Here is a 23,051-nt window from a genome sequence, read left to right on the forward strand (position 1 = left end):
CGTCACATGCCAGGGATGGCATGTGCCGAGCGTCCCAAGGAAGGGCTCGAAGCGTGTCGAAGGAGGCAACCCGGTTATCGCTGCACGACACCGATCCCGCAGGCGGCTTTCAACGGCACCTCGTTGTTTAAACCTTCACCGATACCGGTTCGGTCAGGGTCATGCCCTTGGGGGAGATGTCCGCCTTCCAGGCCAGGCATTCCACACCGGCGGCCACGGCCTCACGCACCAGAGCGGCATATTTTGAATCCAGATGTTCGGCGGGGCTGACCCGTTCAATGCCGGTGTGCAACACGCAAAACAGCATGACGGCTCTGTGCCCGGCCTGGGCGCATTCCATCAGCTCGCGCACATGCTTCTGTGCCCGCACGCTCTGGGTATCGGGAAAAAAGCCCTGTCCTTCCCCTTCGTGCAGGGTCACGCTTTTCACCTCCACATAACAGTCGGGCCGGCCGGTGCCGCTCAGCAGAAAATCGATACGGCTGTTCTCGGCGCCGTAGCGTACTTCGGCACGCACTTGTTCATAGCCGGCCAGCGCCGGTATGCGCTGCTCACTCAGCGCCTCGGCCACCAGCTGGTTGGCCCGGGTCGTGTTGACACAGATAAAGTGTCCGGCGTCATCCCGGCTCAGCTCCCAGGTGTGGGCATACTTTCGTTTGGGATTGTCGGACGTGGAGTAATACACCGCCCAGCCCGGCTCGGCGCAGCCGGTCATGCGGCCGGTATTGGGGCAATGCAGCGTCAGTGTTTGATCGTCGACGATGATGTCGGCCAGAAAGCGTTTGTAACGCTGGATCAGTCGCCCGCGGCCCAGGGCTGAGAAAAAACGCAAAATAATACCTATAGTTGTGGGAATGATGTGAGACGTGAAATGGTAACCGTAGCAATAGCCTGAGCTCCAGACTTGAAAAGAGGCCGCACCGCCCCCATCTGGTGGACTCACCAACATGAATCATGGGTTCTATTGAGTGATGGTCGTGGTTCGACCGGCCAATGCCGTTCAGCAACCACTTTCGCAGAAACGGCACGGTAAAATTGCGTTGCCAATGCGCTTTCTGCTATAGATAGCCGCTTCTCAAATTAGGTTGGCGCAATATTTGCTTTTTAGGAGATACGGAATGCCAGCAATCGAAACCAAAAAATCTCTCGGTATTCTGGCCATTGCCGGTGTTGAGCCCTACCAGGCCAAGCCCGATGAAGAATACATGAACGAAGCGCAGAAAACGCACTTCCGCAAAATTCTGGGTGCCTGGCGCAATCAATTGCGCGAAGAAGTGGATCGTACCGTGGGCCACATGAAGGACGAGGCCGCCAACTTCCCGGATCCGGTAGACAGAGCCGCCCAGGAAGAAGAGTTCGCCCTTGAGCTGCGCGCCCGGGACCGGGAACGCAAGCTGATCAAGAAAATTGAAAAGACCCTGCAGAAAATCGAGGACGACGACTTCGGCTTTTGCGAGCACTGTGGCGTGGAAATCGGCATTCGCCGTCTTGAAGCCCGCCCCACTGCCGATCTGTGCATAGACTGCAAGACCCTGGCCGAGATCAAGGAAAAGCAGATGGCCGGTTACTGACCGGCCCGTTACGCCATGAACACCACTGCGCCCGACCGCTACACAGGGCGCTTTGCTCCCTCTCCCAGCGGTCCCCTTCATTTCGGCTCCCTTGTCGCCGCCCTTGGCAGCTACCTGCAGGCACGCAGCCTGGCGGGGCGCTGGCTGGTGCGCATGGAAGATCTGGATCCGCCCCGGGAAGTACCGGGAGCGGCAGATGACATACTGCGTACTCTGGAGGTCTTTGGCCTGCACTGGGACGGCGAGCTGGTGTATCAGAGCCGTCGTCACGGCCGTTATCAGGAAATACTGGACGACTGGGCAGACCGGGGCCTGACCTACCACTGTCACTGCACCCGCAAGCAGATTGCCGCCACAGGCGGCCTCTATAGCGGACACTGCCGCGAGCTGGGACTGCCGGCCCACAATGCCGCCGTGCGCCTGAAAATGACCACGCCCGTGTATCGTTTTCATGATCACTTGCAGGGTGACGTGAGTGTCGCCGAGCGGCTTTCGGAAGAGGATTTTATCGTACGCCGGCGCGATGGCCTCTACGCCTACAACCTGGCGGTGGTGATCGACGACATGGACGCCGGCATCACAGAAGTGGTGCGCGGTGCCGATCTGCTGGAACCCACGGTGCGCCAGATTGCCCTTTACCGGCTGCTGAACGCCCCCGAACCCGGCTGGCTGCACCTGCCGCTGGCGGTGCACGCTGGTCACAAGCTGTCGAAACAGAACCATGCACCACCGCTGGACAAGCGGGCGCCGGGCCCCGCCCTGTGGCAGGCGCTGGCCTTTCTCGGCCAGCAACCGCCGGCGGCACTGTTTGGCGCCGGTGCGGCCGAGCTGCTGGCCTGGGCAGTGCCCCACTGGCGGCTGGAACGAGTGCCAAAAGGGCCACACATCGAGCTGAAGTGCGCCGACAGTTCGCATTTTCAGCGCCCTGCGCTATCATAGTGCGCCGATTTTTCAACCCCGAGCCCCGCGAGGTGTCCCATTTTTTCCCAGATTGCCGGCTTTTGTAAAAAGCTGCTGACCCGACAACAGGAGGCGTTGCCCTTGCAACCCGTGGTACTGACGCGCGACCAGCACGGTATTTCGCGCCGACAAATCAGTGAAAACGCCCTCAAGGTGCTCTATCGCCTGAACAAGGCTGGCTTTGACGCCTACCTGGTGGGCGGTGGCGTGCGCGACCTGCTGCTGGGGCGCCAGCCCAAGGACTTTGACGTGGCCACCAATGCCACGCCCGAACAGGTCAAGGGGCTGTTCAGCAACTGCCGGCTGGTGGGACGCCGCTTTCGCCTGGCCCATGTGCTGTTTGGCCGCGACGTGATCGAAGTGGCCACCCTGCGCGGCCATCATCACAGCGTTGACACCAGCAAGCACATCTCCGCCCGCTCCAAGGAAGGCATGCTGCTGCGCGACAATGTCTACGGCACCATAGAGGAAGATGCCGAGCGCCGCGACTTCACCGTCAACGCCCTCTACTACAACATTGCCGACTTTACCGTGCACGGCTTTGCCGGCGGCCTGGCGGATCTGGAAGCCCGCCGGCTGGAGCTGATTGGCGACCCCGAAACCCGCTACCGGGAAGATCCGGTGCGCATGCTGCGGGCAGTGCGTTTCTCCGCCAAGCTGGGACTGTCCATCAGCCCGCGCACCGAGGCCCCGATCAAGGAGCTGGCCCCGCTGCTGGCCGATATTCCCCCGGCCCGGCTGTTTGAGGAAACCCTCAAGCTGCTGCTGGCCGGACAGGGCGTGGAAACCTACCGCCAGCTGCAACACTACGGCCTGTTTGCGCCGCTGTTTCCGGAAGCCGCCGAAGTCATGGGCCGGGGCAACAACCGTTACGGCCGCTTTATCGAGCTGGCCCTGGCCAACACCGACGAACGCATCGCCCAGGATCTGCGAGTCACCCCCGCCTTCCTCTACGCTGCGCTGCTGTGGGGCCCGGTGGAAACCCGCACTCAGGAATTCGTTAACGAGGGTGGTCTGGGTTATCACGACGCCTTTATGCTGGCCGCCGACGACGTGATTGGCCGCCAGGTAAAAAGCGTGGCCATTCCGCGCCGCTTCAGCACCGTAGTGCGCGATATCTGGCAACTGCAGGACCGGCTCACCAAGCGTGCCGGCAAGCGCCCGTTCCGTTTGCTGGAGCACCCCAAGTTCCGCGCCGGCTACGACTTTCTGCTGCTGCGGGCCGAGCTGGATCCGCGTCTGAAGGAGCTGGCCGACTGGTGGACCGAATTCCAGCAGGCCAATCCGGTAGACCGTCAGCAGCTGAGCCGCAACAGTCAGCGGGACAACGGCAATAACGAAGGTGGCGAGCGCAAACGCAAGCGTCCTCGCCGCCGGCCGCGCCGGAGAAAAGAGTCGTGACCACCGTTTACGTCGCCCTGGGTGCCAATCTGAATGCCCCCCTGGCGCGCATTCGCGCCGCCCAGCAGGCCCTGCAGGCGCTGGCCGAGCCCGGCAGCCTGCGTCACTCGCCGCTGTACAGCAGCAAGCCGATGGGTCCGGCCGATCAGCCCGACTACATCAACGGTGTCTCGGTATTTGACACTCAGCTGGCCCCTCACGCCCTGCTCGATGCCCTGCAAGGCATCGAGCAGCAGGAAGGCCGGGTGCGCAAGGACGAACGCTGGGGCCCCCGGGCGCTCGATCTCGACCTGCTGCTCTATGGTGAGCAGCGTATCGACGACGAGCGCCTGACCGTGCCCCACTACGGCATGAAGCAACGGGAATTCGTACTTTACCCGCTGGCGGATCTGGCCCCCGGCCTGATTTTACCCTGCGGCACACCTCTCTCCTCCCTGCTGCAACAGTGCCCTCTTAACGGCATGACCCCGCTGCCCGAGCAGTAACAGGAAACCATAATGAGCAAAATCACCACCGCCCGGCTGCAGGCCATGAAGCAGGCCGGAGAAAAGATCGCCATGATCACCGCCTACGACGCCACCTTTGCCACCCTGTTTGAACAGGCCGGCGTGCACGCCATTCTGATTGGCGACTCCCTCGGTATGGTGCTGCAGGGTGAAAGCAGCACCCTGGGGGTGACCGTGGACAATATAGCCTATCACACCCTTTGCGTCGCCAATGGCTGCGAAAAAGCATTCATCGTCGCCGATATGCCCTTTATGAGCTATAGCACTCCCGAGCAGGCCTGCGCCAATGCCGCCGCCCTGATGCGCGCCGGCGCTCATATGGTGAAGCTGGAAGGGGGCGACTGGCTGACCGACACAGTGCAGCAACTCACCCGCCAGGGCGTGCCGGTATGCGGCCATCTGGGCCTGACCCCCCAGTCGGTGCATGTGTTCGGCGGTTTCAAGCTGCAGGGCCGCGAAGCCGACCAGGCCGAGCAGATCAAGCATCACGCCAGGGCGCTGGAAGCGGCCGGCATTCAGCTGCTGGTGCTGGAATGTGTGCCCAGCCCGCTTGCCGCCGACATCAGCCGCATGCTGTCGATTCCGGTGATTGGCATCGGCGCCGGCGCCGATACCGATGGTCAGGTGCTGGTGATGCAGGACGCCCTGGGCCTGACCTCCGGTTATGTGCCCAAATTCACCAAGAACTTTCTGGCCGACAGCGGCAATGTAAAGGCCGCTATCGAGACCTATGTGGCCGAAGTGGCCGAGGGCCGTTTTCCCGGCCCCGAGCACAGCTTTAACTGAGGAATTGCCATGCAACTGGTCAGCACCATTGAACCGCTGAGAGCCACCATTACCGAATGGCGCCGCGCCGGCCTGCGCATCGGCTTTGTGCCCACCATGGGCAACCTGCACAACGGTCATCTGGAGCTGGTGCGCCGGGCCCGTGAAACAGCCGACCGGGTGGTGGTGAGCATTTTCGTCAACCCCCTGCAGTTCGACCGGGCCGCCGATCTGGACGCCTACCCGCGCACCCTGGAGCAGGATTGCGAGCGTCTTGGAGAACTGGCGGAGCTGGTATTTACCCCCACCCCGGATCTGATGTACCCCAACGGTCAGCAGCAGCAGACCAAGGTCAGCGTGCCCGGAGTGTCGGAAGTACTGGAAGGCGCCCTGCGCCCGGGCCACTTCGACGGTGTGAGCACTGTGGTGTGCAAACTGTTCAATCTGGTACAGCCCGACCTGGCCTGCTTTGGCGAAAAGGACTACCAGCAGCTGGCGCTGATCCGTAAAATGACCGTCGATCTGAACCTGCCGGTGGAGATTATCGGCGTGCCTACCGTGCGCGCCGAGGACGGCCTGGCGCTGAGCTCCCGTAACGGTTATCTGACCGAAGCCGAACGGGCCCTGGCGCCGGAACTGGCCGCCACCATGAACTGGCTGGCACAGCGGCTGGCCGCCGGCGAACGGGATCTGGCACAACTGGCCGCCGATGGCCGTGCCCGGCTGGATCAGGCCGGCTTTCGCACCGACGGCATCGACATGGTGGATGCCGACACCCTGACCGGGCTTACCGGAGAAAGCCGGGCGGTGGTGATTCTAATGGCCGCCTTTCTGGGCAAGGCCAGACTGATCGACAACCAGGTGGTGACACTTTAGATCACCACTGTTTTTTGGCAGGATAGCCGGCGGGAATTTCCCGTCCCGGGCTCCAGCGTCAGCACCCTGGCCATATGAGCCCGTTCATCCCGCCCTTTACGCCTCCAAGGCGGTAACAACGGAGACAAGTGAACATGGACATGCAACGCATCATGCTCAGGGGCAAGCTGCACCAGGCCCGGGTAACTCACGCCGAGCTCAACTACGAAGGCTCCTGCGCCATCGACCAGGATCTGCTGGACGCGGTGAACATTCGTGAATACGAGCAGATCGACATTTATAACATCGAGAACGGCGAGCGTTTTCACACCTACGCCATTTCCGGCGAGCGGGGCTCGAAAATGATCTCCCTGAACGGCGCCGCCGCCCGCAAGGCCGCCGTGGGTGATCGCATCATCATCTGCGCCTATGCGCCCATGAGCGAGCAGCAGATCGAGTCCTACGACCCGAACCTGGTCTATCTGGACGCCGATAACAACATAGTGCGCACCAGCAAGAACATTCCGCTGCAACTGGCCTGATCGCCGGCTTTCACCGCAGTAAACAACAAAAGGCAGCCAACTGGCTGCCTTTTTTACTTACAACGGTTTATATCAATCGGCCTGTAGGCGCCGCTTTAGCTGGCGCAAACCTGAAGGCGACTGTGTATTAATGGCCTGTTACACAGGCCCTGCCAACTAAAGTGGCAGCTACAGAATACCGCCATCAGAAGGCTCTTACTCAATGCCGCAGGCCGCGGCCGGTGTGGATCAGGTACCAGGCGGCAGTGTAGAAGGCGGCGATAAAGCACAGAATAATGCCGTAAGCCACGGTCAGGGGCACGTCGGTGATGCCCAGAAAGCCGTAGCGAAAGGCGTTCACCATATAGAGCACCGGGTTGGCATGGGACACCCCCTGCCAGAAGCCGGGCAGCAGCTCGATGGAGTAAAACACGCCCCCCAGGTAGGTAAGCGGGGTCAGCACAAAGGTGGGAATAATGCTGATGTCGTCAAAGGTGCGGGCAAAAATGGCGTTGAGCAGCCCGGCCAGGGAAAACAGCACGGCGGTGAGGAACACGGTGACCACCACGCTGAACAGGTGACTCACCTGCAGATCGACGAAAAACAGCGACACCAGGCTGACGATCAGCCCCACCAGCAGGCCGCGCACCACGCCACCGCCCACATAGCCGGCGATGATCACATAGGTGGGCACCGGCGCCACCAGCAGCTCTTCCACGTTGCGCTGAAACTTGCTGCTGAAAAACGACGAGGCCACGTTAGAATAGGAGTTGGTGATCACCGACATCATGATAAGGCCGGGCACGATAAAGGCCATGTAGGAATAACCGCCCATCTCGCCGATACGGCTGCCGATCAGGTTGCCGAATATTACGAAATACAGGGTCATGGTAATGGCCGGCGGCACCAGGGTCTGCACCCAGATACGGGTAAAACGCACGATTTCCCGGTGCAGTATGCTTTTAAAGGCGATGTAATACTGTCTGGCGCTCATGCTTTTCTCCCCTGCTCCACCAGTGTCACGAACAATTCTTCCAGCCGGTTGGCTTTGTTGCGCATGCTCAGCACGCGAATGCCCTGCTCGTTGAGCTGGTCAAACACGCCATTGAGCCCCTGCTCCTTTTTCACTTCCACTTCCAGGGTGTGGTCGTCCACCATCTGCCAGTTAAAGCCCGACAGAAAGGGCTCCCGGCAGTCGGCGGCCAGATCGAGAATAAAGGTTTCCACATTGAGCTTGCCCAGCAACCCCTTCATGGTGGTGTTTTCCACCAGCCGGCCCTTGTCGATGATGCCGATATGGCGGCACAGCATCTCGGCCTCTTCCAGATAATGGGTGGTAAGGATGATGGTGATGCCCTGGCGGTTGATTTCCTTGAGGAAGTCCCACATGGCCCGGCGAATTTCAATATCCACCCCGGCAGTGGGCTCATCCAGGATCAGCAGTTTGGGCTGGTGCATCAGGGCACGGGCGATCATCAGCCGGCGTTTCATGCCGCCGGACAGGGTGCGCGCCGGCAGATCCCGCTTGTCCCACAAATCCAGTTGCTTGAGGTAACGCTCGGCCCGCACCAGCGCTTCCTTGCGCTCCACCCCGTAGAGACCAGCCTGGTTGACCACGATTTGCCGTACCTTTTCAAACTGGTTGAAGTTGAACTCCTGGGGCACCAGGCCGATGCAGGACTTGGCCTGCTCCAGCTCGGTATCGATGTCGTGGCCAAACACGCGAACAGAGCCGCCGCTCTTGTTTACCAGTGAAGAAATAATACCTATGGTGGTGGACTTGCCGGCGCCGTTGGGGCCGAGCAGGGCGTAGAAGTCCCCCGCCTCCACGCCGAGATCAATGCCCTTGAGCGCTTCCACGCCGCCGGCGTAGGTTTTACGCAGCCCGGCGATCTCCAGTGCTTTGGTCATGTGTGCTCCCAATGAAAAACATATGCCTGGGCAGGGACCAGGCATATGAAGAGAAATAATGATAATAAAACAGCGGGAATCTTACTCCAGCGGCACCACCTTGCCGATATAGGGCAGGTTGCGGTACAGCTGGGCATAGTCGATGCCGTAACCTACCACGAATTCGTCGGGAATGGTAAAGCCCACCCAGTCTACCGGCACCTGCACCTCACGCCGCTCGGGCTTGTCGAGCAGGGTGCAGATGGTGAGCGAGGCTGGGTTGCGCAGGGTCAGTATTTCCTTCACCTTGCTCAGGGTGTAACCGGTGTCGATGATGTCTTCCACAATCAGCACGTGCTTGCCGTGGATCTCGTCGTCCAGATCCTTGAGGATGCGCACATCCCGGTTGCTGTCCATGCTGTTGCCGTAGCTGGAGGCGGTCATAAAGTCGAGCCGCACCGGCATCGTGAGCTGGCGGCACAGATCGGACATAAAGATGCAGGAGCCCCGCAGCAAGCCCACCATGACCACTTCGTCGACGCCCTGATAGTGGGTGTTAATCTGTTCGCCCAGGGCCTGAGTTCTGGCATTGACCTCTTCGGTGCCGATCAGCACATCCACTCGGTGTTTCATTATTACTGCTCCGTTCGGGTAAATAACACCCGGCTGTGATTAAAGCCGTATTTTAGCGGAATTCCCAAACCTGTGCACAAACGCGGATACGCAGCGCGAAGCATCAGTGCGGTTGCGCTACCGGCATTTGTAGCTGCCACTTTAGTCGGCAGGGCCTGCAACGCAGGCCATTCTGACCGGATCGCATGCTGTTTCCGCCAGCTAAAGCGGCGGCTACAAGGCTTCTAGCTTCACTCTGATCCGTAGCCCCAGCGGCTGACCAGATCCTGATCCACACCCAGATGATCCAGGATCCGCGCCACCATAAAGTTCACCAGATCGTCGATCGTTTTCGGCTGATGATAAAAGCCAGGCGCTGCGGGCATGATGGTCACCCCCATGCGCGCCAGTTTGAGCAGATTTTCCAGGTGGATCTCCGATAACGGCGACTCGCGGGGCACCAGGATCAACTGACCCTTTTCCTTGATCACCACGTCGGCAGCGCGCTCGATCAGGTTGTCGGATGCACCGCTGGCAATGGAGGCCACCGTGCCCATGGAGCAGGGGCAAATCACCATGCGCCTGGCCGCCCCCGAGCCCGAGGCCACCGGCGAGAACCATTCTTCCTTGCCGTAGGCGCGAATTTGTCCGGGCGCGGCGCCGTAGCGTTCACACAGATAGGCGGCCAGCTGTTCCGGCTTGCCCGGCCACTGTTCGCCCTGTTCGGTGGCCAGCACCACCCGGGCGGCACCGGACACCAGCAGGTGCACCTGCATGCCGGCCTTTACCAGACACTGCAGCAGCGCCAGCGCATAAGGGGCCCCTGAAGCGCCGCTCAGGGCCAGGGTAATTTGTTGTTCACGGGCATACTCAGCCATGGGCCACCTCCAGCGCCGCCAGCAGCTTGCCGTGAATACCGCCAAAGCCGCCGTTGCTCATGATAAGAATTTCATCACCGGCCCCGGCCTCGCTCACCAGGGCGGCAATCAGCGCATTGAGGTCGTCAAACACTCGGCCTTGCGGGCAACTCCCGGCCACCGCCTGCAGATCCCACTCCAGGTCCGGCGGCTGAAACAGGTAAGTGGCATCGGCCTGTTGCAGCGACTCGGCCAGCTCTTGCTGGTGTACGCCCATTTTCATGGTGTTGGAACGGGGCTCCAGCACCGCCAGCACTCTGGCGCCTTCGCTGCGGGCCCTGAGGCCGGCCAGGGTGGTGGCAATGGCGGTGGGATGATGGGCAAAGTCGTCCCACACGCGAATGCCGGCCACCTCGCCCTTTTGCTCCATGCGCCGTTTGGGCGGTACAAAGCCGCACAGGGCGGCGATGCCGTCCGCCACCGGCACCCCGGCATGACGGGAGGCGGCCAGCGCCATCAGGCCGTTGTTGACGTTATGCAGCCCCATGCAGGGCCAGTGCACCTCCCCTGCCCGCTCACCGTCGAGCCAGACCGCAAAGCGGCTGCCGTCGGCGGCCAGCAGCTCGGCGCGCCAGAGGCCGCCTTCCCCCACATATTCCACCTCGCTCCAGCAGCCCATGTCCTTTACCTGTTCCAGCGCCGGTGTGTGAGTGGGCATCAGGATCCGGCCATGACCGGGCACCATGCGCAGCAGATGATGAAACTGCCGCTGGATCGCCGCCAGATCGGGAAAGATATCCGCATGATCAAACTCGAGGTTGTTGAGGATCAGGGTGCTGGGACGGTAGTGCACAAACTTGGATCGCTTGTCGAAAAAGGCGCTGTCGTACTCGTCCGCCTCGATCACAAAGAACGGGGCCTCACCCAGACGGGCGGACACCTCAAAGTTGCCGGGTACACCGCCGATCAGAAAGCCGGGGCTGAGGCCACAGTCTTCAAGAATATGGGCCAGCATGCCGGAGGTGGTGGTTTTGCCGTGAGTACCGGCCACCGCCAGCACCCAGCGGTCCTGCAATACATGCTCCAGCAACCACTGAGGGCCTGAGGTATAGGGAATGCGCCGGTTGAGCACGGCCTCCACACAGGGGTTGCCCCGGCTCATGGCGTTGCCGATCACCACCAGATCCGGACAGGGATCCAGCTGGGAAGGATCATAGCCTTCGATCAGTTTGATCCCCTGCTGTTCCAGCTGGGTGCTCATGGGCGGGTAAACGTTGGCGTCGCTGCCGGTAACCTGGTAGCCAAGCTGGCGGGCCAGCAGCGCCAGTCCGCCCATAAAGGTGCCACAGATACCGAGAATATGAATGTGCATAGGCTGCCTTCGGCATGAATAAATGCGGCCATTCTAGCAACCTGCCGGCTCTTTGGGCACTGCTCTGGTGATTGATGCGACAGCCCGGTTATAATGCAGGCCACACATCGCCGTCAGCCATTTGTATAACAGATGCAAAGCGGCCACGATGGTACACTCGATTTACAATTCCGTTACTGACTATCTACAAGGAAACGTCATGAGCCTGAACCTGGTACCGGCCGGTAAGAGCCTGCCCGAAGATATCTATGTTGTTATCGAAATTCCCCAGAACGCCGATCCCATCAAGTATGAAGTGGACAAGGACACCGGCGCCGTGTTCGTGGACCGTTTCATGGCCACTCCCATGTTCTACCCCTGCAACTACGGCTATGTAAACCAGACCCTGTCTCTGGATGGCGACCCGGTAGACGTGCTGGTACCCACCCCGCACCCGCTGGTGCCCGGCTCCGTGATCCGCTGCCGTCCGGTAGGCGTGCTGAAGATGACCGACGAGTCCGGTGAAGACGCCAAGGTAATCGCCGTTCCCCACAGCAAGCTGACCAAGGAATACGATCACATTCAGGACATCAATGATGTGCCCGAGCTGCTCAAGGCCCAGATCAAGCACTTCTTCGAGCGCTACAAGGAGCTGGAAGCGGGCAAGTGGGTGAAGGTAGACGGCTGGGAAGACAAGGCCGCCGCCGAAGCCGAAATTCTGGCCTCTGCCGAGCGTCATAACAAAGGCTGAATTCATCGCCTTTGAAACAAAAAAAGAGCACCCAGGTGCTCTTTTTTTGTATTCGCGGCGGTCAGCCGGCCTTTAACTTACATTTGACCATTAAGCCCGCTCGGACCTGATGGTGACGGTGAGTTGACCGGTTGCCCTATATCATGATGGCCAGGATCCCGAGGCTTGAGACATAGCCGATGAACAGAAGCAACCAAGTCATCCTGGACTTGTCTTTTTGCATTCGGTGCTCCCTTCGAAATTGCAGTCAAATGTTAACATGATGAAAACATAATTAACAACCGGATTTATGTCACAAATTTAAAATAGATCCTGCAGATCCCGCGAAAAACAGATATCAGTAACAACACGGCCCGGCCATACAAAATGGCCGGGCCGTGCAGACACAAGGAGAAAACGCGTTTAACCGCAACGTTCGAGCGGCAGCTCCGCCATCTCACCGCCGGTATTAAACCAGGCCAGGCTGTCTGCCAGGCTGGCCACAGAGCCAATCACCATCAGCGCCGGGCTTTCCACTCGCGTGGCAAGTGTGCTCAGCTCGTTAAGCACACCGCGCACCACTTTCTGCTGTTGGGTGGTGCCCCGCTCGATCAGCGCCACCGGAGTATCGGCACTCAGACCGTGCTCCAGCAAGCGCTGCTGAATATGACCGGAGCGCATCAGCCCCATGTAGATCACCAGGGTCTGACGACCACTGGCCAGGCTGGCCCAGTCCGGCTCTTCGCCATTTTTCTTGCAGTGACCGGTAATAAACACCGCGCTCTGGGCATGATCCCTGTGAGTCAGCGGAATGCCCGCATAGGCGGTGGCGCCGGCGGCAGCGGTGATGCCCGGCACCACCTGATAGCGAATGCCCGCCGCCACCAGGGTCTCGAGTTCTTCCGCGCCGCGGCCAAACATAAAGGGATCGCCGCCCTTGAGCCGCACCACCCGCTTGCCTGCCAGCGCATGATCCACCAGCAGCTGATTGATCTGATCCTGAGGCACGCTGTGATTGCCCGCCTTTTTGCCCACCGGGATCCGCTCCGCCTCCGGGCGGATCAACGCCATGATCTCGTCGGACACCAGCTGATCGTACAGCACCACATCGGCCTTCTGCAGTTCATTCAGCGCCTTGATCGTCAGCAGTCCTGAATCCCCAGGACCGGCGCCCACCAGGATCACTTCACCGCTGGAAGGCTGCTGCACCTCCTGCTGCAACCACTTTTCCGCTGCCGCCAGGTTGCCGTGCTGCAGAAAGGCATTCAGCGTACTGTCGTCCTGAGTCCGGGCCCAAAACCGGCGACGCTCATCGCTGCTACCCAGGGTGTTTTTCACCCGCTGACGCAGACGCCCGGCCACTTCCGCCAGCGCTCCCCAGTGAGATGGCAGCAGGGCGTCGATCCGGGCCCGTAGCAGCCGGGCCAGCCAGGGCGCCTTGCCCCCGGTGCTGAGCGCCACCTGCAGCGGAAAGCGCTCCACCACGGACGGGAAGATCACCGCCGAGCGCTTGCTGTCGTCGGCCTTGTTGACCAGAATGCCGCGCTGGTTGGCGAGCTGATATACCCGGGCATTGACTTCCGCACTGTCGGTGGCGGTCACCACCAGAAAGCGACCGTCCAGGTGAGCTTCGTCAAAGGAGTCCTGCAGCCACTCAAAGGCGGGCAGCTGTTCCTTCAGCTCGGCACAGAGCTCAGGGGCCACCACGGTCAGCCGGGCTCCCCGGGACAGCAGCAGCCGGGCCTTGCGGGCGGCCACGGCGCCACCGCCCACTACCAGGCAGGGACGTTGTTCAATGCTGATAAAAAGAGGCAGGTGTTCCATGGCCGGCTCCGCGAATAACGATAGACAGGCTAACTATAAACCGCGGGGCATATAGCCACATAATAATAAAAAATGATTTTTTATGCCTTTAACGCATTAGGGGTGTCTGCAGCTCCGCATGACGGTCGGACAAAGGCATGCATTCCCACGCAGATCGTAGGAACGAGTAATTCCATTTCGAGGCCGGAGTTTTGGCCTGTTTCACAGGCCCCGCCAACTAAAGTGGCGGCTACAAAAGCGCTTAAAAGGGAGGACAAGGAGAGCGGCTTCACGACCGATCAAATGCCATGGCCGAAAAGTTGCTCCTGCATTTTCGGCATTTCCGCCGTCCATGGCGGTCAGATACATTTGCCGAGCGCTCATGGGGCGAGTTTGCTCGCCGTGACGAACTAAAAAGCCTGACCGAACATTGAATATGTTCGCAGCAGGCTTTTTAGTGAGTAGCATTTACCGAAGCGTGTCGTGAAGTCGGCTCCTTGTTCGACCTGCATTGGATTCTGCAGGTTCGCGGGTTAAATACCGCTGCCGTCGGACTCGGGCACTTCGTGCAGGCCGCACTCGCGCTTGAGGCCGTTGAAGCGGGTATCGGCTTCGCTCATGCCCGGCTCCCACTTGGCGGTGGTATGCACATCCCCCACCGACACATAACCCTGTTCCCACAGCGGGTGGTACGGCAGGTCGTGGTCTTTCAGGTAATAGTGCACGTCCTTGTTGCTCCAGTCGATGATCGGCAGGAACTTGAACAAGCCGTTCTGCACACCCAATACCTGCAGCTCTTCCCGGGTATCGGACTGGCTGCGGCGCAGGCCGGCAAACCAGGTGCCGGCGTTCAGCTCACGCAGGGCGCGCTGCATCGGCTCCACCTTGTTGAGGTGGTTGTAACGGCTGATGCCTTCCACCCCCTGTTCCCACAGCTTGCCGTGGCGGGCTTCCTGCCAGGCGGCAGATTCCACCGCCCGGTACACCTTCAGGTTGAGCTTCAGCCGTTCGGTCAGCTCGTCGATAAAGCGGTAGGTTTCCGGAAACAGATAACCGGTATCGGTGAGGATCACCGGAATATCAGCCCTGGCCTGGATCACCAGGTGCAGCATCACCGCCGCCTGAATACCGAAACTGGAGGAGAGCACCGGCTCTCCCGGCAGATTGTCCAGGGCCCAGCGCACCCGCTCGGGGGCGCTCAGGGCGGCCAGCTCCCGATTGAGCGGCGCCAGGGCCTCGACCTGCTCCTGTCGGGACAGGGCGGTCAGCTCGTCAAGAGCGGGCAACACACTAGACTGCATAGAAATCCCTCGCGGAGTCGACCACGGGCGCAATGATGCCGGCGCGGATCACGAAGTCGCCAAAGCCTTCACCGGCGTCACGCTCGGCGGCCCAGCGGCCCACCAGGGCGTCGATCTCTTCCAGGATCTGGCGATCGGTGATGTTTTCCCTGTACATGCGCGGAATGCGGGTGCCTTCCCGGTTGCCGCCCAGGTGCAGGTTGTAGCGACCCGGCGCCTTGCCCACCAGACCGATCTCCGCCAGCATGGCCCGGCCACAGCCGTTAGGGCAGCCGGTGACCCGAAAGATGATGCTGTCGTCGTTCACGCCGTGCTTGGCCAGCACGCCCTCGATCTCGGTGACGAACTCCGGCAGGAAGCGCTCGGCTTCGGCCATCGCCAGCGGACAGGTAGGCAGGGCCACACAGGCCATGGAGTTCTGCCGCTGCTCCGACACGCTGTCGTCCAGCAGGCCATATTGCCGGGCCAGGGCTTCAATTTCCGCCTTCTGCTCCGCCGGCACACCGGCGATGATCAGGTTCTGGTTGGCGGTCAGGCGGAAGTCGCCCTTGTGCACTTTGGCAATCTCGGCCATACCGGTTTTCAGGGGCTTGCCTGGGTAATCCAGAATCCGGCCGTTTTCAATAAACAGGGTCAGGTGGTGCTTGCCGTCTATGCCTTCCACCCAGCCAAAGCGATCGCCACGGCCGGTAAACTCGTAAGGGCGGGTCTCTTCAAACTGAATGCCGGCCCGTTTTTCCACCTCGGCCTTGAACGCTTCCACGCCGAAACGCTCCAGGGTGTATTTGGTCTTGGCGTTCTTGCGCTCGGAGCGGTTGCCCCAGTCGCGCTGGGTCGTGACCACGGCGGCGGCCACTTCCAGCACATGGGACAGCGGAATAAAGCCAAAGTCAGAGGCCTTGCGCGGAAAGGTGTTGGTGTCGCCGTGAGTCATGGCCAGACCACCGCCCACCAGTACGTTAAAGCCCACCAGCTTGCCGTTGTCAGCCACGGCCACAAAGTTCAGATCGTTGGCGTGCACGTCCACGTCGTTCTGCGGCGGGATCACCACCGTGGTCTTGAACTTGCGCGGCAGATAGGTGGACCCAAGAATCGGCTCCTCGTCGGTGGTTTCCAGACGCTCGCCGTCCAGCCAGATCTCCGCATAGGCCCGGGTCTTGGGCAGCAGGTGCTCGGAGATCTTCTTGGCCCACTCATAGGCTTCCTGATGCAGCTCGGACTCCACCGGGTTGCTGGTGCACAGCACGTTCCGGTTTACATCGCCGGCAGTGGCGATGGAGTCGATGCCGGTCTTGTTCAGGGTCTGGTGCATCAGCTTGATGTCGCGCTTGAGCACACCGTGAAACTGAAAGGTCTGACGGGTGGTCAGGCGAATGCTGCCATACATGGTGTGATCGGCGGCAAACCGGTCGATCACCAGCCACTGCTCGGGAGTGATGATGCCGCCGGGCAGACGGGCGCGCAGCATGACGTTGTGCAGGGGCTCCAGCTTCTGGGCGGTCCGCTCGTTGCGAATGTCCCGGTCGTCCTGCTGATACATGCCGTGAAAGCGGATCAGCTGGAAGTTGTCACCGTTAAAGCCGCCGGTGAGCGGATCCTGCAGATCCTGCTCTATGGTGCCGCGCAGGAAGTTGCTCTCGCGCTTGAGGCGTTCGTTGTCGGACAGTTTTTGCTCGCTCATCTTAATAAACATCCCTTTGGTAACGCTTGGCGCTGCGCAGCGCATCCACATATTCTTCGGCCTGTTCGCGGGTCTTGCCGCCGTGTTCAGCCACCAGCTCGATCAGGGCTTCATGCACATCCTTCGCCATGCGGGTGGCATCGCCACACACATAGAAGTGGGCACCCTGCTCCAGCCAGGCGTAGACCTCGGCGCCCTCTTCCTTCAGCTTGTGCTGAACGTACACCTTCTCGGCCTGATCCCGGCTGAACGCCAGCGAAATTTTGTCCACCAGGCCGGACTTGACGTAACGCTGCCACTCCAGCTGATACAGGAAGTCCTGAGTGAAGTGGGGGTTGCCAAAGAACAGCCAGTTCTTGCCCTCGGCATCACGGGCATCCCGCTCCTGCATAAAGGCGCGGAAGGGTGCGATACCGGTGCCCGGGCCCACCATGATCACCGGGGTATTGTCGTCGGCGGGCAGGCGGAAGTTATCATTGTGCTCCACGAAGACGCGCACTCGGCCGCCTTCTTCCAGCCGGTCGGCCAGGTAGGAAGAAGCACCGCCGGCACGGGCTTCGCCGTCGTGATCGAAACGCACCACGCCCACGGTCAGATGCACTTCCTCGTCCACTTCCGCCTGGGAAGAGGCGATGGAGTACAGCCGCGGGGTCAGCCGGCGCAGGGCACCCTGCAGTTGCTCGGCGGTCAGTGCCACCGGCTGCCCGGCGATGATGTCTTGAATCTGATGGCTGGCACAGTACTCGCGCAGGGCGGCCTTGTCTTCGGTCAGCGCCTTGAGTTTGTCGCTGCCGGACAGCTCGGCATAGGCCTGCACAAAGCTGGCGTAACCCTGGGTCAGCTCATAGTGATTGATCAGTGCCTCGCGCAAAGACAGCGCCTTGTCGTCGACCTTGACCTCGGTGTCGCCAGGCAGCTCAACCAGCTGCAGCAGGCCATCCACCAGCGCCTCGTCATTGCTGAACCAGACCCCCAGCGCATCGCCGGGCTGGTAGCTCAGGCCGGAGTCTTCCAGGGAGATCTCGATATGGCGCACGTCCCGGTCGGAATCCCGGCCGGTGATCTTCTGATTGGTGGACAGCTCGGCGACAAAGGGGTTCTTCTTGCTGTACAGGCTGGCCACGCCCTGAGTGGCGGGGGCACCCGGAATCACCTGATTGGCGGCGTCGGCAGACAGGGCTTCTTTCAGCAGTTCAAAGGCCGAGTTGCCCCAGTCGGTGGCCGGACCTTCGTAGTCCACGTCACAGTCAAGACGGGCCAGCAGCGGCTTGGCACCGGCCTTGCTCAGATACTCGTCAAAGTCCTTGCCGGTCTGGCAGAAGAACTCGTAGGAGGAATCCCCCAGACCGATCACGCCATAGCTCAGACCGTCCAGCTTGCCGGCCTTGCCGGCCTTGAGCTGCTTGTGGAATTCAATGGCATCATCGGGGGCTTCGCCCTCGCCATTGGTGCTGGCCACGATCAGCACATGGGTTTCTTTCTTGAGCTGCTTGATCTTGTAGTCGGCGACATTGAACAGCTCGGCGGTCACGCCACTGGCGTCGGCCTGGGCCTTGAGCGCCTCGGCCACGCCCTTGGCATTGCCGGTTTGAGAAGCGTAAAGAATGGTCAGCTTGCCTGCGGGCTGCGCGGCGGCGACGGGGGCAGCCGCAATGGCCTGACCGTGCTGGCTGATGCCGTAGAGATAGCCGCTGACCCAGGCCAGCTGGGTGGCGTTGAGCTCGGCCGCCACCTGAGTGAGCTTGTGCACCTGTTGTTCATTCAGCGGGCTGGCGGCCGCCGCGAGTTCTTTTAAAAGCATGACATTGCCTTCCACTTTTCCAGAGTGGACATAGCTTAAGTCAGAGCAAGGAAAAACAATAAAGAATAAAGGGTGATTTTTTATTCATTAAAAGAATATGACTTAAAGGTAAGGGGTAAGGCATGCTCTCCTCACTCCTTACACTTCACGCCTGACATCATGAAAAAAGGGCTTCCTTGCGGAAGCCCTTGTCTTATCAGCGAGTCGGTAACTGCTTATTCGTCGGCGCTGCCGGCGTTCAGCAGGTCGGCCAGGCTTTGCTCGGCCTCGTCGGCAGAGATTTTCACCGGCTGCTCGGGCTGGCGACGGGCCTGACGACCCTGATGGTAGGCAAAACCGGTACCGGCCGGTACCAGACGGCCCACGATCACGTTCTCCTTCAGACCGCGCAGGTCGTCGACCTTGCCGGCCACGGCCGCTTCGGTCAGTACCCGGGTGGTTTCCTGGAAGGAAGCCGCCGAGATGAAGGATTCGGTGCTCAGTGAGGCCTTGGTGATACCCATCAGCACATGACGGTAACCGATGGTACGCTTGCCGTCGGCTTCCAGGGCACGGTTGGCCTGACGAATGCGGACCACTTCGGCCTGTTCGCCTTCGATAAAGTCGGAATCACCGGAGTCCATGATCTCGGCACGACGCAGCATCTGACGAACCACGGTTTCAATGTGCTTGTCGTTGATCTTAACGCCCTGCAGACGGTAAACCTCCTGCACCTCGTTGACGATATAGTTCGCCACCGGGCTGATGCCACGCAGGCGCAGAATGTCGTGGGGGGACTCGGGACCATCGGCCAGCACTTCGCCCTTCTCGACCTTCTCACCTTCAAACACGTTGAGGTGACGCCACTTCGGAATCATCTCTTCGTAGGCATCGCCCCCTTCCAGCGGCGTGATCACCAGACGGCGCTTGCCCTTGGTTTCCTTGCCGAAGGAGATGGTGCCGGAGATCTCGGCCAGAATGGCCGGCTCTTTCGGCTGACGGGCTTCGAACAGGTCGGCAACCCGGGGCAGACCACCGGTGATGTCCTTGGTACCGCCGGATTCCTGCGGAATACGGGCCACGGCATCACCCACGTTTACCTGAGCACCGTCTTCCAGGCTCACGATGGCGCGGCCGGGCAGGAAGTACAGGGCAGACAGGTCGGTGTCGGGAATGAACACGTCCTTGCCGGCGTCGTCCACCAGTTTCACGGTGGGGCGCAGTTCCTTACCGGAGCTGGGACGCTCGTTCACGTCCATCACCACGATGCTGGACAGACCGGTCAGTTCGTCGGTCTGACGGCTGATGGTGACGCCATCGATCATGTCGATAAACTTAACACGGCCCGCCACTTCGGTGATGATGGGATGCGTGTGCGGATCCCAGTTGGCTACCACCTGACCAGCCTGCACCATGCCACCGTCCGGCTGCTCCAGCAGGGCACCGTAAGGCAGCTTGTGGTTTTCCCGGGTCTGACCCATCTCGTCGATGATGGTCAGTTCGGAAGAACGGGACACGATAACGGTCTTGCCGTCCATATTGGTAACGGTCTGGGCATTCTGCAGCTTGACGGTACCGCTGTGCTTGACCTGAATGCTGCTCTCCGCCGCTGCCCGCGATGCCGCACCACCGATGTGGAAGGTACGCATGGTCAGCTGGGTACCGGGTTCACCGATGGACTGGGCGGCAATAACACCGACTGCTTCGCCCTGGTTGACCAGGTGGCCACGGGCCAGGTCACGACCGTAACAGTGGGCACAGACGCCATGGTCATTGTCACAGGTGATAACGGAACGCACTTTCACCCGGTCAACGGAGCTGGATTCCAGCAGGTCACACAGCTTCTCGTCGAGCAGGGTGTTGCGGGCCACCAGCAGCTCGTCTTCGGTACCCGGCTTGATCACGTCTTCGGCCACGACCCGGCCCAGTACGCGCTCGCGCAGGGGTTCAACCACGTCACCGCCTTCGATCAGCGGCATCATCCACAGACCTTCGTGGGTGCCACAGTCATCGGTGGTGATCACCAGATCCTGAGCCACGTCGACCAGACGACGGGTCAGATAACCGGAGTTCGCGGTCTTCAGTGCGGTATCGGCCAGACCCTTACGGGCACCGTGGGTCGAGATAAAGTACTGCAGTACGTTCAGACCTTCACGGAAGTTCGCGATAATCGGCGTTTCGATGATGGAGCCGTCCGGCTTGGCCATCAGGCCACGCATACCCGCCAGCTGACGGATCTGGGCGGCACTACCCCGGGCGCCGGAGTCGGCCATCATGTAGATGCTGTTGAAGGAATCCTGCAGCTCTTCTTCACCGTCACGGTTGATCACGGTGTCTTTCGACAGGTTTTCCATCATCGCCTTGGACACGCGCTCATTGGCGCTGGCCCAGATATCGATAACCTTGTTGTAACGCTCACCGGCGGTCACCAGACCGGACTGGAACTGGTCCTGAATCTCGGTGACTTCGGCTTCGGCCTCGTCGATGATGTCCTTCTTGGCATCCGGGATCACCATGTCGTTGATGCCCACGGACACACCGGACAGGGTGGCGTAATGGAAACCGGTATACATCAGCTGGTCGGCGAAGATAACGGAGTCCTTCAGACCCAGCAGACGGTAGCAACCGTTCAGCAGACGGGAAATCTGCTTCTTGCCCATGGGCTGGTTGATCAGCTCAAAAGGCATGCCCTTGGGCACGATCAGGCTCAGAATGGCGCGGCCGATGGTGGTGTCGCGAATCGCGGTTTTTTCCACCAGGGTGCCGTCTTCCATTTTTTCGAAGTCGGTGAGGCGCACCTTGACCCGGGCGTGCAGCTCGGCGTGACCGGCACGGTACACCTTTTCGGCTTCCTTAGCGCTGGTCAGCAGCATGCCCTCGCCCTTGGCGTTGATCTTGTCCCGGGTCATGTAATACAGACCCAGTACCACGTCCTGGGACGGGACTATGATCGGCTCGCCGTTGGCGGGAGACAGGATGTTGTTGGTGGACATCATCAGCGCGCGGGCTTCGAGCTGGGCTTCCAGGGTCAGGGGTACGTGTACCGCCATCTGGTCACCATCGAAGTCGGCGTTATAGGCCGCACACACCAGGGGGTGCAGCTGAATGGCCTTGCCTTCAATCAGTACCGGCTCAAACGCCTGAATACCCAGACGGTGCAGGGTAGGCGCACGGTTCAGCAGCACCGGATGCTCACGGATCACCTCGTCGAGGATATCCCACACCACGGCTTCTTCCCGCTCAACCATCTTCTTGGCCGCCTTGATGGTGGTGGCCAGGCCGCGGGTTTCCAGCTTGCCGTAGATGAAGGGCTTGAACAGCTCCAGGGCCATCTTCTTGGGCAGACCGCACTGGTGCAGACGCAGGGTCGGACCTACGGTGATAACGGAACGACCGGAGTAGTCGACCCGCTTGCCCAGCAGGTTCTGACGGAAACGACCCTGCTTACCCTTGATCATGTCGGCCAGGGACTTCAGCGGGCGCTTGTTGGAGCCGGTGATGGCGCGGCCACGACGGCCGTTGTCCAGCAGGGCGTCAACGGATTCCTGCAGCATGCGCTTTTCGTTGCGCACGATAATGTCGGGCGCAGCCAGGTCCAGCAGGCGCTTCAGACGGTTGTTCCGGTTGATTACCCGGCGGTACAGATCGTTCAGATCCGAGGTCGCGAAGCGGCCGCCGTCCAGGGGTACCAGCGGACGCAGATCCGGCGGCAGTACCGGCAGCACTGTCATTACCATCCACTCGGGCTTGTTGCCGGAGAAGTGGAAGGCTTCCATCAGTTTCAGGCGTTTGGTGATCTTCTTGCGCTTGGTTTCGGAGTTGGTGGAATCCAGCTCCTCGCGCATGGTGTTGATCTCGCCTTCCAGATCGATGTCTTTCAGCAGAGACAGCACGGCTTCGGCGCCCATCTTGGCGTCGAATTCGTCACCCCACTCTTCCAGCGAGTCCAGGTACTGCTCTTCAGACAGCATCTGGCCGCGCTCCAGGCTGGTCATGCCCGGCTCGATGACGACGTAGGATTCAAAGTACAGCACCCGCTCGATATCGCGCAGGGTCATGTCCAGCAGCAGGCCAATGCGGCTCGGCAGGGACTTCAGGAACCAGATGTGGGCTACCGGGCTGGCCAGCTCGATGTGACCCATGCGCTCACGGCGCACCTTGGTCTGGGTAACTTCAACGCCGCACTTTTCACAGATCACGCCGCGGTGCTTGAGGCGCTTGTACTTGCCGCACAAACACTCATAGTCCTTGACCGGACCAAAGATCCGGGCGCAGAAAAGACCGTCACGCTCCGGCTTGAAGGTACGGTAGTTGATGGTCTCGGGCTTTTTGACTTCGCCGAAGGACCAAGAGCGGATCATGTCCGGCGAGGCCAGACCGATTTTGATACCGTCAAACTCTTCAGTCTTACTCTGCGCTTTCAAAAACTTAAGCAAGTCTTTCACGTTAGTCTCCTGTGAGGAGTTC

At 60.5% G+C, this 23,051-nt stretch carries 19 protein-coding genes; 8 read left to right on the forward strand and 11 right to left on the reverse strand.

The window, feature by feature from the left end; translation table 11 throughout:
- Positions 1-127: 127 nt before the first annotated feature.
- Positions 128-832 (reverse strand): DNA/RNA nuclease SfsA, encoded by a 705-nt coding sequence (gene sfsA / locus DA373_RS09200; RefSeq protein WP_232821240.1) that lies wholly within the window; start codon positions 830-832, stop codon positions 128-130.
- Between the two features lie 286 nt (positions 833-1,118).
- Between sfsA and dksA the strand changes: the two genes are divergently transcribed.
- From dksA to panD, 7 genes are all read left to right on the forward strand, one after another.
- The gene (dksA, locus tag DA373_RS09205; RefSeq protein WP_107852023.1) at positions 1,119-1,571 is read left to right on the forward strand and encodes an RNA polymerase-binding protein DksA; all 453 of its coding nucleotides are present in this window, start codon (positions 1,119-1,121) and stop codon (positions 1,569-1,571) included.
- 15 nt (positions 1,572-1,586) lie between these two features.
- Positions 1,587-2,510: a tRNA glutamyl-Q(34) synthetase GluQRS gene (gluQRS, locus tag DA373_RS09210; protein WP_107852024.1), complete on the forward strand. Its 924-nt coding sequence runs from the start codon at positions 1,587-1,589 to the stop codon at positions 2,508-2,510.
- Between the two features lie 102 nt (positions 2,511-2,612).
- Positions 2,613-3,932, forward strand: a complete 1,320-nt coding sequence (pcnB, locus tag DA373_RS09215; RefSeq protein ID WP_107852025.1) for a polynucleotide adenylyltransferase PcnB — start codon at positions 2,613-2,615, stop codon at positions 3,930-3,932.
- Positions 3,929-4,417, forward strand: coding sequence for a 2-amino-4-hydroxy-6-hydroxymethyldihydropteridine diphosphokinase (gene folK, locus DA373_RS09220; RefSeq protein WP_107852026.1), 489 nt, complete (start codon positions 3,929-3,931; stop codon positions 4,415-4,417). The genes pcnB and folK overlap by 4 nt, the downstream gene beginning before the upstream one ends.
- Before the next feature lie 12 nt (positions 4,418-4,429).
- On the forward strand, positions 4,430-5,224 hold the full coding sequence (panB, locus tag DA373_RS09225; protein WP_107852027.1) for a 3-methyl-2-oxobutanoate hydroxymethyltransferase: 795 nt from the start codon (positions 4,430-4,432) through the stop codon (positions 5,222-5,224).
- Positions 5,225-5,233: 9 nt separating this feature from the next.
- Positions 5,234-6,079, forward strand: coding sequence for a pantoate--beta-alanine ligase (gene panC, locus DA373_RS09230; RefSeq protein WP_107852028.1), 846 nt, complete (start codon positions 5,234-5,236; stop codon positions 6,077-6,079).
- Between the two features lie 134 nt (positions 6,080-6,213).
- Positions 6,214-6,600 (forward strand): aspartate 1-decarboxylase, encoded by a 387-nt coding sequence (panD, locus tag DA373_RS09235; protein ID WP_425435404.1) that lies wholly within the window; start codon positions 6,214-6,216, stop codon positions 6,598-6,600.
- Between the two features lie 199 nt (positions 6,601-6,799).
- Here panD and DA373_RS09240 read toward each other — a convergent pair whose 3' ends face one another.
- The 5 genes from DA373_RS09240 to mpl all read right to left on the reverse strand — a co-directional run bounded on the left by DA373_RS09240 (position 6,800) and on the right by mpl (position 11,310).
- Complete coding sequence (locus tag DA373_RS09240; protein ID WP_107852029.1) at positions 6,800-7,573, reverse strand: ABC transporter permease; 774 nt, start codon at positions 7,571-7,573, stop codon at positions 6,800-6,802.
- Complete coding sequence (locus DA373_RS09245; protein WP_107852030.1) at positions 7,570-8,490, reverse strand: ABC transporter ATP-binding protein; 921 nt, start codon at positions 8,488-8,490, stop codon at positions 7,570-7,572. Before DA373_RS09245 ends, DA373_RS09240 begins: the two co-directional genes overlap by 4 nt.
- A gap of 81 nt (positions 8,491-8,571) precedes the next feature.
- Entirely contained in the window at positions 8,572-9,102 is a 531-nt protein-coding gene (gene hpt, locus DA373_RS09250) for a hypoxanthine phosphoribosyltransferase (RefSeq protein WP_107852031.1), read from the reverse strand.
- Positions 9,103-9,332: 230 nt separating this feature from the next.
- Positions 9,333-9,959 carry a flavin prenyltransferase UbiX gene (locus DA373_RS09255; protein WP_107852032.1) on the reverse strand — a complete coding sequence of 209 codons (627 nt, stop codon included), beginning with the start codon at positions 9,957-9,959 and terminating at the stop codon, positions 9,333-9,335.
- On the reverse strand, positions 9,952-11,310 hold the full coding sequence (gene mpl / locus DA373_RS09260) for a UDP-N-acetylmuramate:L-alanyl-gamma-D-glutamyl-meso-diaminopimelate ligase (protein ID WP_107852033.1): 1,359 nt from the start codon (positions 11,308-11,310) through the stop codon (positions 9,952-9,954). The genes DA373_RS09255 and mpl overlap by 8 nt, the downstream gene beginning before the upstream one ends.
- A 199-nt stretch (positions 11,311-11,509) precedes the next feature.
- Between mpl and ppa the strand changes: the two genes are divergently transcribed.
- Positions 11,510-12,040, forward strand: a complete 531-nt coding sequence (ppa, locus tag DA373_RS09265; protein ID WP_107852034.1) for an inorganic diphosphatase — start codon at positions 11,510-11,512, stop codon at positions 12,038-12,040.
- A gap of 402 nt (positions 12,041-12,442) precedes the next feature.
- Here ppa and cysG read toward each other — a convergent pair whose 3' ends face one another.
- The 5 genes from cysG to rpoC form a co-directional block, all read right to left on the reverse strand.
- Positions 12,443-13,843 (reverse strand): siroheme synthase CysG, encoded by a 1,401-nt coding sequence (gene cysG, locus DA373_RS09270; protein ID WP_107852035.1) that lies wholly within the window; start codon positions 13,841-13,843, stop codon positions 12,443-12,445.
- Between the two features lie 512 nt (positions 13,844-14,355).
- The gene (locus tag DA373_RS09275) at positions 14,356-15,123 is read right to left on the reverse strand and encodes a phosphoadenylyl-sulfate reductase (RefSeq protein WP_107852036.1); all 768 of its coding nucleotides are present in this window, start codon (positions 15,121-15,123) and stop codon (positions 14,356-14,358) included.
- Positions 15,113-16,816: an assimilatory sulfite reductase (NADPH) hemoprotein subunit gene (gene cysI, locus DA373_RS09280; RefSeq protein ID WP_198650282.1), complete on the reverse strand. Its 1,704-nt coding sequence runs from the start codon at positions 16,814-16,816 to the stop codon at positions 15,113-15,115. Before cysI ends, DA373_RS09275 begins: the two co-directional genes overlap by 11 nt.
- Positions 16,806-18,605: an assimilatory sulfite reductase (NADPH) flavoprotein subunit gene (locus DA373_RS09285; RefSeq protein ID WP_107852038.1), complete on the reverse strand. Its 1,800-nt coding sequence runs from the start codon at positions 18,603-18,605 to the stop codon at positions 16,806-16,808. The genes cysI and DA373_RS09285 overlap by 11 nt, the downstream gene beginning before the upstream one ends.
- Before the next feature lie 215 nt (positions 18,606-18,820).
- On the reverse strand, positions 18,821-23,029 hold the full coding sequence (gene rpoC, locus DA373_RS09290; RefSeq protein ID WP_107852039.1) for a DNA-directed RNA polymerase subunit beta': 4,209 nt from the start codon (positions 23,027-23,029) through the stop codon (positions 18,821-18,823).
- Positions 23,030-23,051 lie beyond the last annotated feature (22 nt).

Source organism: Oceanimonas marisflavi, assembly GCF_003049725.1.
Taxonomy (GTDB): Bacteria; Pseudomonadota; Gammaproteobacteria; order Enterobacterales; family Aeromonadaceae; genus Oceanimonas; species Oceanimonas marisflavi.